This window comes from Flexivirga oryzae (genome assembly GCF_014190805.1).
GTDB classification, from domain to species: domain Bacteria; phylum Actinomycetota; class Actinomycetes; order Actinomycetales; family Dermatophilaceae; genus Flexivirga; species Flexivirga oryzae.
In genome coordinates this window covers 743,932-755,996 of sequence record NZ_JACHVQ010000002.1, presented here as the reverse complement: position 1 = coordinate 755,996, position 12,065 = coordinate 743,932, and the positions used below count along the sequence as shown (strand labels likewise).

Sequence of the window (12,065 nt, the reverse complement as noted above, 5' to 3'; positions counted from 1 at the left end):
GTCGAAGGGAACGTGCCGGGATTCAATATAGGTGTAGTCGCCAAGCAATAGCCAAACAAAGGGCTAGGTGACTCAATAAGAAGGAATCAACAGAAAGGATGACAGACATGTTCTCGAAGGCTGACTCGAAGGCCGACGGTCCGGCGTTTTCCAAGGCTGACTCCAAGGCCGACGGTTCGCTCGCCTCGAAGGCCGACTCCAAGGCGGACGCTCCGGCGTTCTCGAAGGCCGACTCCAAGGCGGACTGAGTTCTTCCCGTGGACGTGTGCGTACCTGCACACGTCCACGGGAACCACCGACAACAGATTTCTCGGAGAAAGGAGGGGCAACGTGAATCTCAGCATCGACCGCATCGGCGTAGAGATCCCAGAACGGAGCATGCCCATCATGGACATGGCCGAGCACCTCGGGATGACGGGCAAAGAGGTCCGGATGCACACGTGGTTTCTCGGGCAGCGAAACCTGGTGATCTCCGAGCGAGAGTTGGAAGACATGCTGGTCGAACCTGCCCTCCGCGCGCTGGAAGATGCCGATACGAGCCAGGTCGCATATCTCATCTACGGGCATACCGTGCCGCACATGGCGCCGCCCAACCGCGCCATTCTCGATCGTGTGCGTCGCCGGCTCGACCTGGACAACGCCGTCGCTCTGGCCGTCTCGCAGCAAAACTGCTCCACGCCGCTGTACTGCCTCAGGATCGCTGAAGTCCTGCTGAATGCGCAGCCGGACGGGGCGCAGGCGGTGATCCTTGCTGGCGAGCGAGCCTTCCCGGACCGCGCCCGGATCATCCGAGGAACAACAGTCATGGGGGAGGCCACTGCGTCGTGCCTGGTGAGCAAGCAACAGGGGGGAGACGAAGTCCTCAGTGTCACTCACCGGATTGTCGGCAGATTCTTCGAGGCGAACGAAGTCTCCGCTCAACTTCAGGCAGAATACGACGCGCTATATCCGGAAGTTCTAGGTGCGACGATCGATGAAGCGGTTCGTGAAGCGGGACTACATCCCGAATGCATCTCGAAAATTCTCCCGCACAATGTCAACACCTATTCATGGCGATCAGTCATGCGCCACAGTGCTGTCGATGCCACCGTGGTGTACACGAAGAACATTCCGAGGTTCGGCCATTGCTTCGGAGCGGATCCTTTCATCAATCTGCACGACGCGAAGCGTGATGGTTCCGTTCGGCCCGGGGAATACGTCGTGCTGACGAGTGCAGGACTTGGAGCGACCTTTGTCGCCAGCGTAGTGAAAGTGGGTTCGTGCGATGTCGTTTGTTAGCGAATTGAAGGAAGCTCTTGTCGGAGACCCAGATGCACGATTCGTGTTCCTCGGCAATTTCGAGGTGGAGCGCCTGTGGGCGGTCGGCTCGCCTCAGCTACCGGGCGCGGCGGTGAGCTTCGCCGCTTCCACTGTGAACCGGATGGAAGAGCTGGGTCTCCTGCTGGCGGACACCCACGACGTGGTCGTCCTGAAATCGGAAGTCGACGAGGAGTACCGCCGGTATCTCCAGAGTGTCGGTGTCCGGCTCCCCCGGACGCTAGTCGTCGACGCGAATCACCCGGAGGCGACCGTGACCCAGGACGCCGTGGCATCACCGAGGCTGTTGAGCGCCTTGCGGCAGCTGAACGATGGGAACACGTACCTGTGTCCGCTGGGCACATCGGAAGTCGAGATGACGCTGTCTGAGCTGTCCGGATTGCCGTTGTCCGGCCCTCCGGCCAACATATGCCGAGCCGTCAATTCGAAGGTGTACAGCCGAAGGCTGTGCGAGGAGCTTTCGCTGCCGGTTGTGCCAGGGGGTGTCGCGCAGTCCATCGGCGAACTGGGTGAACTGATTGCCCACCACCGTCCGGACGGTGGCACCTGCACGGTCAAGGAACCGCTCGGGGTGTCTGGCCGCGGCCAAGTAGTTATCCGGAGTGAGCGGCAGGCAGCGTCACTCCTGCGGATGCTCGCCAAGAAGGCCGGCGCCCTTGAATTCGTGGTCGAGTCATGGATTCCAGATGCCATTGACATCAACTATCAGGTCCTGATCTCCCGGCACGGCGAGATCAGCATCCAGGCGATCAAGGAAGCCGTCGTTGTGGATGGCGTTCATCGAGGGCACCGTTTCCCGGCACAACTGTCCGAGCGTCAGCGATCCGAACTTCTCCTCGCAGGAATGGCGATTGGTCGCCGCCTCTTCGCGGACGGCTATTTCGGGATCGCTGGGATCGACGCACTCGTCTCCTCGACGGGAACGGTCTTCCCCTGTCTCGAGATCAATGCCCGTTTCAACATGTCGACCTATCAGAACAACCTCTTCGGTGAGTCGTCGGGCCGAGTCGGCCGGGCGGTGCAGTTCGGAATCCTGGTCGATCAGCCGGTGCGTTTCTCCGCTTTACGTGACGCGCTGTCCGACACGCTGGCGGAGGGGCTCGATGGTCACGGGATCCTGGTGACCAATTTCGCGACCGTCAATGCTGCGGTCGTCTCGGGGAAATCGGGTAAGGGCCGGCTATACGGCGTCATCACCGGGAGCAGCGAACAAGAGGTCGCAAGCATTCAGGACCGTTCGGAGAAAGCACTGAGTGAATGGAGTGCAGCATGATTTCTGCGCAGACATTGTCGGGTATTGCGGATACCTTCGGCACACCGGTCTTTGTTTATGAAAGCGACGTTCTCACGCAACGAGCGGCCGATCTCCGAGACCTCGGCGACGGCGAACTCGAAGTCTTCTTCTCGCTGAAGTCCAATCCGAACGCGAGCATCGTCGCGGCTCTGCGCCAGAACGGCGTGCGGGCCGAGGTGTGCTCGTTGGCGGAACTGCGCACCGCCGAGCTGGCAGGGCACCAGCCGCAGGACATCATCTTCCTGGGTCCCGGCAAGACGGACCGAGAGTTGCGTGCCTGTGTCACGACCGGTGTCTACGCGGTTGTCGTCGAATCGTTCGACGAGCTCGCGAGGCTTGATGCGCTCGCCAAGTCCATGGGATGTGTTCAGGACGTGATGCTGCGGGTCAACCCGGAGTTGTCCACCAGTGGTTCACGTTTGTCGATGGCCGGCAAGCCTCGCCAATTCGGGATCGACGAGTCGCAACTGCGTGAACTGTCGGCGTTGCCGGAGTACAAGGGTGTGCGGGTGATGGGTGTTCAGGCCTATCTCGGGACCAGGATTCTCGACGCCGATGTCGTCTTGCAGCACACGCGGTACATCCTGCGAATGGCCGAGGAACTCGCCGTACAGTTCGGATTCGACCTGGATGCCGTGGACGTCGGCGGTGGGCTCGGTGTGCCGTATTTCGAAGGTGAGCAGTCGATCGATCTGTTCGCCATACACGAGCCGATGCGTCAATTGCTCCGCGGGTTTCGGGGCAGGCATTCGCAAACCCGACTGATCCTGGAAGCCGGCAGATTCCTCGTCGCTGAGAGCGGCCACTACGTGACGAGAGTCGTTTCCACCAAGTCATCGAAGGGACGCCGGTTCGCGATATGCGACGGCGGGACCAACCATCACATGGCGGCTGTCGGTATCGGATCGTTCGTGAAGCGAAACTTCCCGCTGCGGTCCTGTGCGGCGGGCGCCGTGGACAACTGGACACTGACCGGTCCACTTTGCACGCCGAACGACACGATCGGCAGCAAAGTGAGCCTCAGCGGCATCGAGGTGGGTGCCTGCGTCGTCGTCGATGCATCCGGCGCATATGGTCCCACGGCGTCACCCGGGCGGTTCCTGAGCCACGGGTTTCCCGCGGAGGTCCTGCTCGTCGATGGTGAAGCCGTCCTGATTCGTCGCCGCGAAACGGTCGAAGACATTCTGTCCGGCCAAATTCTGTTCACCAGCACAACCAAGAAAGAGGAACGCCATGTCGCATGAATCCGTCGCCGAACATGTCCGTCGAGCACTCTGCGTGGTCCTGGAGAAGGACGATCTGGGCGCTGTCGACGCAAGCACCATGCTGTTCGAGGAGCTGCAACTGGACTCCACGAGCGTCATCGAACTCCTGATGGTGCTGGAGGACAGTCTCGGCCTGGACATCGATCCCGACGAGCTCGAGCCGGAGGTCTTCGAAACCTTTGGCAGCCTCACCGATTACGCGGCGGCGCACAGTTCCTCCGCGGTCTTTCCGGCGGCCAGTTGACATGAACGGGACGCGTCAACTTCACCTCCAGCGAGTGGAGTCCGTCGAGTGTCGTCACTCGTGGCACGAGCGGTACGACGACCCCGATGTGCAGTCAACCGCGGAACTGCTGGATGAGTACCAGTTGCCGGCCGACCTTCCCATCGAAGATCTTTGGCCCGGGCACAGCTACGTCCGTATGGCACGGCAATGCGCCCGTGACCTCCTCAAGGACATGCCGGCGCCCGCAGTGATTGCCGTTGCGTACTCGACGCCGGATCTGATGCTCACCGATGTGGTGGGTTGCTACCTGGTTGATGCCCTCTGCGGCGAGGACCAGCGCCCGGAGATGTATGGCGTGTCCGATCAGGCCGGTGGCGCAGGGTTGACGGCGCTCGAAATCGCGCGCGGCTTCGCGTCATCGGGTAACCACACCGACGGACTGCTGTTCGCCGTTGACCAGATCACGCCTTACCACGTCCCGGGCGCGCCGCACCCGCCGAAGGTCGACGGCGCCGCAGTTGTCCGTTTCGGCACGGACTCCGGCCCGGTGTTCGAGGGATTCCGTGTCGCGTCGACCTCGGACCCGGTCCGCCAGCTCAACGACATGATCGCCGCTGATCCGCGCATCAGTGGTGTCTATGTCGGTGCCACGCTCGCCGGGTACGCCGATGATCCCGAACAGCTTGCTCCAGGGCGCGACCTGTTCGTCGGCCCTGCAGGAATGTGCACCAGCCTCTGGCGGGCGGTCGAGTCGAAGTGGCCCGAGAGCGGCACGCATCTATTGGCGGATTACGACCCGCACGCCCAGCGCATCTACGCGGCCACCCTGGACGCGCAGATCTAGCGATCGGAAAGTACACGATGTCTCTCAGCAATACCGGACACGGCACGGTCGAAGTGCTCAGTCAGCTACTCCGTGACGTCGACCTCATCGCAGCCTTCGGTGGTCACACGGTGATCCTCCCGACGCAGTTGGTGCAGGAGCACGCCTGGTTTCGCACGACACACGGTGTCCTGGACTCGGGCCTGTGCTGGGTGTCCGTTCCCGCCGGTGAGCGGTCTCCCACGGTCCGTCGCGGGCTGCTTCGTTCCGTGCTCTCAGCACGCCTGACCATGCTCGAAGGACTTACGGCCGCAGCGGTCCTGTGGCTTCGCGATCGCACTTTCGGCGGTCAGCCGATCGGAAGGATGCAGCTGGTGGAGGGCACCGTCGCCGATATCGTGCAAGCCGTCGCCACCTCCCGGCAGATCCTGACCAGCGTGGACAGTGACACGGTGTTGCGGGAGCTGTCCGACATGCTGGCCAGGCATGAGCGAAACGCCATGACCCTGTTCGGGGCCTCGGGATATCAGCGTGGCCACCTCCCTCACCAGTTGATGCAGCTGCGTTTCGTCGCCGAGTCCTGGATCGTCCGATCCGATGCGGGCGACACCCGAAAGATGGCGGCCTGACATGCCCGCTCGGCACACCTTCGGCGAGAGCGCCGATACGACGCGTGGTGCTGACGACCTGCGTGCGATGGCACTCCCCATCGATCGGGACCCTGGTGATACCAGCGGATACGCCGACTCGGTCGGTATGCAACTGCTTAGGCACGCGTCGCTCCCCGCGCCTGGCAATGACGAGGCGAAGCTACAGGGCTGCGTTGGTCACAGCATTCTCGTGACAGCCCTCGCGTATGGCGACGCGGGCGGGGTTCTGGCAGCGCCAGGTCCGTCTCTGGCCGGGGTGGTCGTCGACCTGCTCGGCGCTCCGCAGCAGCGCGACACGTTCTACGCCGCTCTCAGCGATCCCGCAGCGCACAGCTTCTGCGGAATCACCGAACCACGTCACGGCAGCGACGCCATGGGCATGGAGGCGCGGCTGACCGCGACGGACGGTGGCTACCTTCTCAATGGCGAGAAGCGCTATATCGGCAACGGCGCTCGTGGGAAGATCGGCGTCGTCTTCGCCCGAACCGGTTTGTCGCCGCTGACAATCCGCGCCATCCTGCTCGATCCGGCCGCGTCCGGAGTCCAACGAACACCGATCGACACGGTTGGTCTGAGGGGCGCACAGATCGCCCAGTTGACCTTCTCCGACGTCTTTGTCCCATCCCATGCCGTGCTGGGCCAGCATCTCCCGGTCACACGCCGCGGTGTATGGGGTGCAGTACAAGCCTTCAACATCATGCGAACGCAAGTCGCTGCGCTCGCGATCGGGACCTCGGCCGCCATCGTCGACCTCGTGGCAGCGGCGAAACCAGCACTGGACGTGGCATTTCACCGAGCGCGCATCGACGCCGGTTACGCATTGATGTTGCGCGGCGCCGAGCAGGCTGATCAGGATCCCGCGGTATCGCACCTTGCTTCATTGGCAAAGCTCCACGCAGTCGAACTTTGCCGCGATCTATCCGAGTGGGCCATCGAATCCCTCGGACCATCAAGCCTGTTGGAGCACCCGCTGCTGGAGAAGTGGTGGCGTGACGCATACGGGTTCGAGTTTATGGAAGGGGTATCGAATGTCCAACGCATCCACATCGCCCAAGAGTTCGCTCAGCGCTGTGCATGACGCGCCCGGCCGCGGAGCTCAGCGTTCGACTGTTGCGGGCCACGGGCCGCAGCAGTCAAGCCGGACACGCAGGATCGTGCGGGTTTGCTTGCCTGTCTCGCTGAGCTCGGGCATAGGGCTTGCGACCACCGTCGTGCTGACGGCACTGATCGGGCAGATGGGTGGATCGGCGCTCTATATCCGCTCGATCTATGCGCCGCTCTCATTCGTATTGAACGCGGTGACGGTTGGTGCAGCCGTGCCTCTCCAGGTGCGGACCGCCCGGACGGTTCGGGACGCGGGTGCCGTTGAGCGAGGTGCGTGGCTCGGCAGCAGCGCACGCATCGTGATCGTCTGTGGTCTTGTGGTCGGGCTGTTGTGTGCAGGTCTGGTCAGGCCACTCGCGTGGGCGAACAACATGCCGGCGAGCTACGTCCCTGAGCTTCGCCATTTCCTGATCCTGATGGTCGTGGCGGTCACGATCAATGCGATCGGGGAGTTGTGTGCAGCGATGGTGCGCGGAAGCGGTGCCACCACCGCCGGGACCCTGATGTCCGTATCGGGCGCGTGCGTGAACGTGGCGTTCGTTGCCCTCGTGGGACTCGGCGCCGGTGCCGGCCTTTTCGCCGTCCCCTGCGGTTATGTGCTCGGTGGTGCCATCGAGATCACGATCGGCGCTGGCCTGCTCGTGCACCGCGAACTGTGCACGCTAGGGACCGTCGCTCGATGGGACAGCGCCGTAACGGGCTACATCGTCCGGATCGGGCTGCCGGTCGCAGCATCGTTCATCCTGCTCTTCATCGAGAACTCGCTCCTGCTGCACATCGTCTCAGGGCACGGTCGGGCAACTGTCGAAGGATTCTCCGCCGGTATGACGATTCAAACCCTCGTCATCGTGCCCGCCGCGGGCTTTGCATCCGGTTTGGCGATCCTGATGAACCAGACCGGCGATCTGCGAGGACAGGAGGCACAGCAGTTGTACCGGCGGGGAGTTCAATTGCTGGTCGCCTACTACGCCTTCTTGACAGTTCTGCTCATCGTCGGGGCGCACAGCCTGGCCGAGGTGATGATCGGCGATCATCGATCCGCGGACCAGATGTATCTCTTCCTTCACATCGTTGGTCCCTCGCTGGGCCTCACTGGTCTGGCGCTCGGCACCATGACGATCCTCGAGGAAACCGGATTTGGGCACATCGCGGTCGTGCTGAACCTTCTGTACTTCGTCGAGGTCATCGTCATCGGCTGGCTCCTGACACACTTCACCGGCAGCGTCGTGGGGCTGTACGCGATGATGACGATTGCGGGAGGTCTCGCGGGGTTGGTCGCACCCCGATACGTGCGACACATCATCGAGAGCAGAGACCCGCGATGAGTGACGTCACCGCCGGCACCGCGTGGACCGTTGAGCACCTCGAGCCCGCGGATCCGCGTGTCCTCGATCTCGTCGACCAACACCTGCCGACACTCGACGGACGGTCGCCCCGCACGATGCGTGAGCCGGAGTTGTGGGACCTGTTGCAGGGGCGATCCGTCCTGCGCTGTGGATCCGCGGTCGCGGTCGCAGGAACCGAGCCGATCGGCTCCCGCGCGGCGCAGCACCACCGAGTCCACCTCGACGTGTCGGAAACCTGCACGCCTGAACAATGGGCGGCGGCCTTCAACCTCGTAGCGAACTCCCTACGGTTCACGTGCCCAGTACGCAAGGTGAGCGTTCTGGTCGACGACGCCAGTCCGGCGGCCGCCGGGGGGTGCGCAATTCTTGGGCTCGTCAACGAGGGATTCATGCGCGCAGCACGCTTCGTGAATGGGCAACGCCGTGACATCGTCCAGTACTCCACCCCAGAGGAGACGCCATGATCACCGCACTTCGTCACGGGAACCGGACGCGGTTCAGGGGCCCTTGGATCCCCGGGGAACTTATCTCGCGCCCGTTGCCCTGGCCGGCCCTGACCGATCTGACCGATCTGACCGCATGCGGTTGCGAACCCGAAACCTGTCGACCAGTGGTTCTCGGGCCGGACACCGTGGCAGCGGTCCACGACATCGATTGGGCTGCGCGCACGGGCAGGATCGAGATTGCTCTCGGTCCGGCCAGTGATCCTCAGCAGGCCGTGGACGAGATCGTCCGGTATACCTTCCGCGACCTGAATCTCACCAAGATCTGGGGTTGGGTGACACCCGACGGGCCGCACGGGTACTCCGGCCTCGCCGACAACGGCTTCGTCTGCGAGGCACGCGTCCCGCACGGCCACTGGATGGGCGGCGGATTCCACGACCGAGAGATCTGGGCGCGCGGAGGCGACCATGACGAACGATGAACTGCGCCGCTCGGATGTCGACGAGGCCTGCGAGCTTCTCCAGGACGATCCGGCTGCGTATCGCGGGTTCCTTGGACTGGACCCGATCGTCCAGAACGCGTCATGGATGAGTCGGCGACTGACTCAGGCACGTGCCTCCGTGTACTCGTGCGCAGGACAACTGCTGGGCGTCGCACCGGCTCAGCAGTTGTCGGACTACGCCCAGGTGTCGATGAGCGAGGCGGCAGGAGCACATCTGCCGGCGTTCCTGGAGCTTGCCGAACAGCGGTATGGCTACCGCAACTTCATCACGTTTCTCGATGCGGATGAATCACCGGATGCGTTTGTTCGCAGTGGATTCCAGCGCTGTGGAACAATGCGCGCGCATCACCTGCGGGATGGTGTGCAGCACGATGTCACGGTCTACGTCCGCATTCCAGAGGAGGCATCGTGAACCCCCGCTCCATTAAACTCGTAGTGCGTCACTATCGTTCCACGGACATCCCCATCCGCGCCCGACTACTGCGAGACGCAGCGTTCGAAGCGAACCTGAACGGATGGGGCTCCCGGTCATCCGCCGACGCGATTCGAGCGCGGGAAGAGCACACCATCACCGACGGTCAGTGGACCAAGCGCGTATACACCGTGACGAAAGGTGATGGCGTAGTGGTCGGGTTCTGTTGGATCACCTCATTGGACGTCGTTGCAGCCCACTGCGAGCTGTCGTTCGCGATTCTCCCTGAATACCGCGGTGCGTACGGGCTGCTCGTGCACACGGCCGCCTCCTGGTACGTCTGGAACGAACTCGGAATGGCCGCCGTGACCCATCAGGTGCTCGGCCACAACAGCATGTTCGTGCGCCGAAGCCAGCTGAACCGCTATGCAACTCTCGTGAGCAGGAACGACGACAACACTGCCGGTCAGGACCGCGACGCGTTCTACTGGACCGAGGACCGGAAGCAGTTCTTGGATGCATTCGAGTGTGCCGAGCAACGCTGGAGTCAGCTCAAGGACCGGTTGCGGACCAAAGTCGAGGTGGCGTCATGATGCGGGTAGGGATCGATGTCCTCGAAAGGAGCCGGTCCGATCGGATCTTCCGGACTCCGAAGAGCCACAAGTGGATCCTGCACCGGGCCGAAGCGGAGCGGGTGAGGTCGATGGCGTCCGACCGCGCCGTCGAGTGGTGCAGTGGGCGATTGTGCGGAAAGGAGGCCGTGGGCAAACTGCTCGGCCGGGGGTACGGCCAGGGGCTCACCTGGCGGGACATCGAGATTGCAACCGGCTGGTTCGGAGAACCAGCCATCGTCCTTCACGGCGGAGCTCGCCGTCGACAGGATGAACTCGGTATCACCGAGATCCAGCTCTCCATCTCCCATCAGCCGTCGGTCGTCGTTGCAGTCGCCGTGGCAGTCGCGGAGGGTGCAGCCGCCGAAGTCTCTTCTGACCCGTTGGCGTCATGACACTGCCATTGCTGTGCTTCCACCACGCTGGCGGCAGCGCACTCACCTATCGGCGTTTGTCGATGACAGAGTCCCGGTTCGCCGTCATTCCGGTGCCGATCCCACTGCAGCAGCACATGGCCGAGCCTGAGGACAGGGTCTACGTCGACCGCGTCGTCGGAGCACTCGAGCGTCAGATTCTGCGAAGCTCACACACGAGTCAGCCGTATGCACTGTACGGGCACAGCATGGGCGCGGCAGTTGCGCACGCGCTCACTCGACGCCTCGAATACCAGGGGCGCGGGCCCTGCTTCCTTGCTCTCGGAGCGTGCCTGCCGCCACACATCACTGCTCCTCGCATCGACGATGCTGCATCGGAGGAGCGGTTGTTCGCGTTTCTGGAGAAGGCCAACGGCGCACCGCTGACGCTGCGGAGCAGCACCCTCCGGCGGGTGCTGCTGCCGAGGTTGCGTGCGGGTCTCCGCTTCGTGCGGAGCTGGCGAGAGTTCGTCGACCGCAACCCGCTAGACACGCCCGTGGCTGCTATAGCGGGCAGTGACGACCCGTGGTGTACGCCGTCGCTGATCACCCAGTGGGAGAGCTACAGCACGGAGACGTTCCGATCCAGCACGGTCATCGGTTCCCATCTGTTCCATCAAGACGCACCCGCGTTGCTTGACGTGCTCGACCGATGCCTGCCGACCGACGCGATCGCCGGCGCAGCCGCCTGACAGGGCACGGTTCGGATCGAACATGCGCTGCGCGATCGCTCGCTGCGAGGGGCGAGAAGAGCGACCAACAGCCGACGACCTGCTGCGTCGGGTCGTTGCCGAATGCACGGCACGCAATCCGGATGAGGTCCGCGTCAGACACACACTCCGGCGCCCTGCGACCGCCGAGATCCCCCACGGTCCGCCGATCCATGTCAGCATCGCGCATTCGGCCGGCTGGGTCGCTGTTGCAGCGGACCTCGACGATCCGATCGGGATCGACGTCGAGCCCCGCGACCGCCGGGTCATCGATCCGGCACGCCTCGCCCAACGGTTCTTTCATCTCGACGACACCGCATGGCTGCGCTCACAGCCAGACCAGAACGTGGCATTCCTCCAGTTGTGGACGATGAAGGAATCGATTGGGAAACTCCGTGGTATCGGCCTGCAGGGGGGAGCGCTGGCTGCACGAAACTTCGGGACGCCCAACCGGGTGTGCGGATCGTCGGCCTTGCGGCCCACCGCTGAGCCCAGCCTGTTCCACGGAACGCTGCTGACCGCTGATTGGGTGCTGTCGGTAGCCGCGCCACGGCGTACACGGATGTGGTTGACCCGAGCTGTGCATTGAGCGGCTTTGCCGGTTTCTGTCATGGCCGACGCATGCCAGCCGAGGATCTTCCATGCCGTTCCCGGGTCCGCTCAAATGATCTGCATCGAGTTCACACGAACCTCAGGAGGGCCACATGATGATCCGTACGCTTCGCGTCATTGCCAAAGGTGCTTTGTCGATCACGCTGGCGGGTGCAGCGTTCCATGGCGTGGTTGGTGCTGCGCACGACAACACATCAATGGCACTCAGCCACCCGTCAGTTGTTTCGGCCGCGCCAGTTGGCTGGCCCGACGACGGTGATGTGGTTCGTCCTGCGAACGCGACCGGAGACTCGCTCGTGGGGTGGCCCGACGACGACGCATGGGGAGAGTGACGAA

At 63.2% G+C, this 12,065-nt stretch carries 17 protein-coding genes; all 17 read left to right on the top strand.

Annotated elements, in window-relative coordinates:
* Nucleotides 1-107 precede the first annotated feature (107 nt).
* The 17 genes from FHU39_RS16595 (at nt 108) to FHU39_RS16515 (ending at nt 12,061) form a co-directional block, all read left to right on the top strand.
* Entirely contained in the window at nt 108-248 is a 141-nt protein-coding gene (locus FHU39_RS16595; protein WP_183321672.1) for a hypothetical protein, read from the top strand.
* An 82-nt stretch (nt 249-330) separates the two neighbouring features.
* On the top strand, nt 331-1,278 hold the full coding sequence (locus FHU39_RS25035) for a 3-oxoacyl-[acyl-carrier-protein] synthase III C-terminal domain-containing protein (protein ID WP_183321671.1): 948 nt from the start codon (nt 331-333) through the stop codon (nt 1,276-1,278).
* Nucleotides 1,265-2,590: a preATP grasp domain-containing protein gene (locus FHU39_RS16585; RefSeq protein WP_183321670.1), complete on the top strand. Its 1,326-nt coding sequence runs from the start codon at nt 1,265-1,267 to the stop codon at nt 2,588-2,590. The genes FHU39_RS25035 and FHU39_RS16585 overlap by 14 nt, the downstream gene beginning before the upstream one ends.
* Nucleotides 2,587-3,855 carry a type III PLP-dependent enzyme domain-containing protein gene (locus tag FHU39_RS16580; RefSeq protein ID WP_183321669.1) on the top strand — a complete coding sequence of 423 codons (1,269 nt, stop codon included), beginning with the start codon at nt 2,587-2,589 and terminating at the stop codon, nt 3,853-3,855. Before FHU39_RS16585 ends, FHU39_RS16580 begins: the two co-directional genes overlap by 4 nt.
* Nucleotides 3,845-4,120, top strand: a complete 276-nt coding sequence (locus tag FHU39_RS16575; RefSeq protein WP_183321668.1) for an acyl carrier protein — start codon at nt 3,845-3,847, stop codon at nt 4,118-4,120. The genes FHU39_RS16580 and FHU39_RS16575 overlap by 11 nt, the downstream gene beginning before the upstream one ends.
* A 124-nt stretch (nt 4,121-4,244) precedes the next feature.
* Complete coding sequence (locus FHU39_RS16570) at nt 4,245-4,946, top strand: hypothetical protein (RefSeq protein ID WP_183321667.1); 702 nt, start codon at nt 4,245-4,247, stop codon at nt 4,944-4,946.
* A gap of 17 nt (nt 4,947-4,963) precedes the next feature.
* On the top strand, nt 4,964-5,554 hold the full coding sequence (locus FHU39_RS16565) for a hypothetical protein (RefSeq protein WP_183321666.1): 591 nt from the start codon (nt 4,964-4,966) through the stop codon (nt 5,552-5,554).
* A gap of 1 nt (nt 5,555) precedes the next feature.
* Nucleotides 5,556-6,653 (top strand): acyl-CoA dehydrogenase family protein, encoded by a 1,098-nt coding sequence (locus FHU39_RS16560; protein ID WP_183321665.1) that lies wholly within the window; start codon nt 5,556-5,558, stop codon nt 6,651-6,653.
* Between the two features lie 88 nt (nt 6,654-6,741).
* Nucleotides 6,742-8,004: an MATE family efflux transporter gene (locus tag FHU39_RS16555; protein WP_221185568.1), complete on the top strand. Its 1,263-nt coding sequence runs from the start codon at nt 6,742-6,744 to the stop codon at nt 8,002-8,004.
* Nucleotides 8,001-8,489 (top strand): hypothetical protein, encoded by a 489-nt coding sequence (locus FHU39_RS16550; protein ID WP_183321663.1) that lies wholly within the window; start codon nt 8,001-8,003, stop codon nt 8,487-8,489. Before FHU39_RS16555 ends, FHU39_RS16550 begins: the two co-directional genes overlap by 4 nt.
* A gap of 146 nt (nt 8,490-8,635) precedes the next feature.
* Entirely contained in the window at nt 8,636-8,950 is a 315-nt protein-coding gene (locus FHU39_RS16545; RefSeq protein ID WP_183321662.1) for a GNAT family N-acetyltransferase, read from the top strand.
* Nucleotides 8,937-9,383 (top strand): hypothetical protein, encoded by a 447-nt coding sequence (locus tag FHU39_RS16540; RefSeq protein WP_183321661.1) that lies wholly within the window; start codon nt 8,937-8,939, stop codon nt 9,381-9,383. The genes FHU39_RS16545 and FHU39_RS16540 overlap by 14 nt, the downstream gene beginning before the upstream one ends.
* Nucleotides 9,380-9,976 (top strand): GNAT family N-acetyltransferase, encoded by a 597-nt coding sequence (locus FHU39_RS16535; RefSeq protein WP_183321660.1) that lies wholly within the window; start codon nt 9,380-9,382, stop codon nt 9,974-9,976. Before FHU39_RS16540 ends, FHU39_RS16535 begins: the two co-directional genes overlap by 4 nt.
* Nucleotides 9,973-10,389, top strand: a complete 417-nt coding sequence (locus FHU39_RS16530) for a 4'-phosphopantetheinyl transferase superfamily protein (protein ID WP_183321659.1) — start codon at nt 9,973-9,975, stop codon at nt 10,387-10,389. The genes FHU39_RS16535 and FHU39_RS16530 overlap by 4 nt, the downstream gene beginning before the upstream one ends.
* Nucleotides 10,386-11,099, top strand: a complete 714-nt coding sequence (locus FHU39_RS16525) for a thioesterase II family protein (protein WP_183321658.1) — start codon at nt 10,386-10,388, stop codon at nt 11,097-11,099. The genes FHU39_RS16530 and FHU39_RS16525 overlap by 4 nt, the downstream gene beginning before the upstream one ends.
* A gap of 22 nt (nt 11,100-11,121) precedes the next feature.
* The gene (locus tag FHU39_RS16520; protein WP_183321657.1) at nt 11,122-11,706 is read left to right on the top strand and encodes a 4'-phosphopantetheinyl transferase family protein; all 585 of its coding nucleotides are present in this window, start codon (nt 11,122-11,124) and stop codon (nt 11,704-11,706) included.
* Nucleotides 11,707-11,821: 115 nt separating this feature from the next.
* The gene (locus FHU39_RS16515; RefSeq protein WP_183321656.1) at nt 11,822-12,061 is read left to right on the top strand and encodes a hypothetical protein; all 240 of its coding nucleotides are present in this window, start codon (nt 11,822-11,824) and stop codon (nt 12,059-12,061) included.
* Nucleotides 12,062-12,065 lie beyond the last annotated feature (4 nt).

Coding starts and splice junctions, on each gene's coding strand:
- FHU39_RS16595 (WP_183321672.1), top strand. CDS start 108: ATGTTCTCGAAGGCTGACTCGAAGGCCGACGGTCCGGCGTTTTCCAAG.
- FHU39_RS16585 (WP_183321670.1), top strand. CDS start 1,265: ATGTCGTTTGTTAGCGAATTGAAGGAAGCTCTTGTCGGAGACCCAGAT.
- FHU39_RS16580 (WP_183321669.1), top strand. CDS start 2,587: ATGATTTCTGCGCAGACATTGTCGGGTATTGCGGATACCTTCGGCACA.
- FHU39_RS16575 (WP_183321668.1), top strand. CDS start 3,845: ATGTCGCATGAATCCGTCGCCGAACATGTCCGTCGAGCACTCTGCGTG.
- FHU39_RS16565 (WP_183321666.1), top strand. CDS start 4,964: ATGTCTCTCAGCAATACCGGACACGGCACGGTCGAAGTGCTCAGTCAG.
- FHU39_RS16560 (WP_183321665.1), top strand. CDS start 5,556: ATGCCCGCTCGGCACACCTTCGGCGAGAGCGCCGATACGACGCGTGGT.
- FHU39_RS16550 (WP_183321663.1), top strand. CDS start 8,001: ATGAGTGACGTCACCGCCGGCACCGCGTGGACCGTTGAGCACCTCGAG.
- FHU39_RS16540 (WP_183321661.1), top strand. CDS start 8,937: ATGACGAACGATGAACTGCGCCGCTCGGATGTCGACGAGGCCTGCGAG.
- FHU39_RS16530 (WP_183321659.1), top strand. CDS start 9,973: ATGATGCGGGTAGGGATCGATGTCCTCGAAAGGAGCCGGTCCGATCGG.
- FHU39_RS16525 (WP_183321658.1), top strand. CDS start 10,386: ATGACACTGCCATTGCTGTGCTTCCACCACGCTGGCGGCAGCGCACTC.
- FHU39_RS16520 (WP_183321657.1), top strand. CDS start 11,122: ATGCGCTGCGCGATCGCTCGCTGCGAGGGGCGAGAAGAGCGACCAACA.
- FHU39_RS16515 (WP_183321656.1), top strand. CDS start 11,822: ATGATGATCCGTACGCTTCGCGTCATTGCCAAAGGTGCTTTGTCGATC.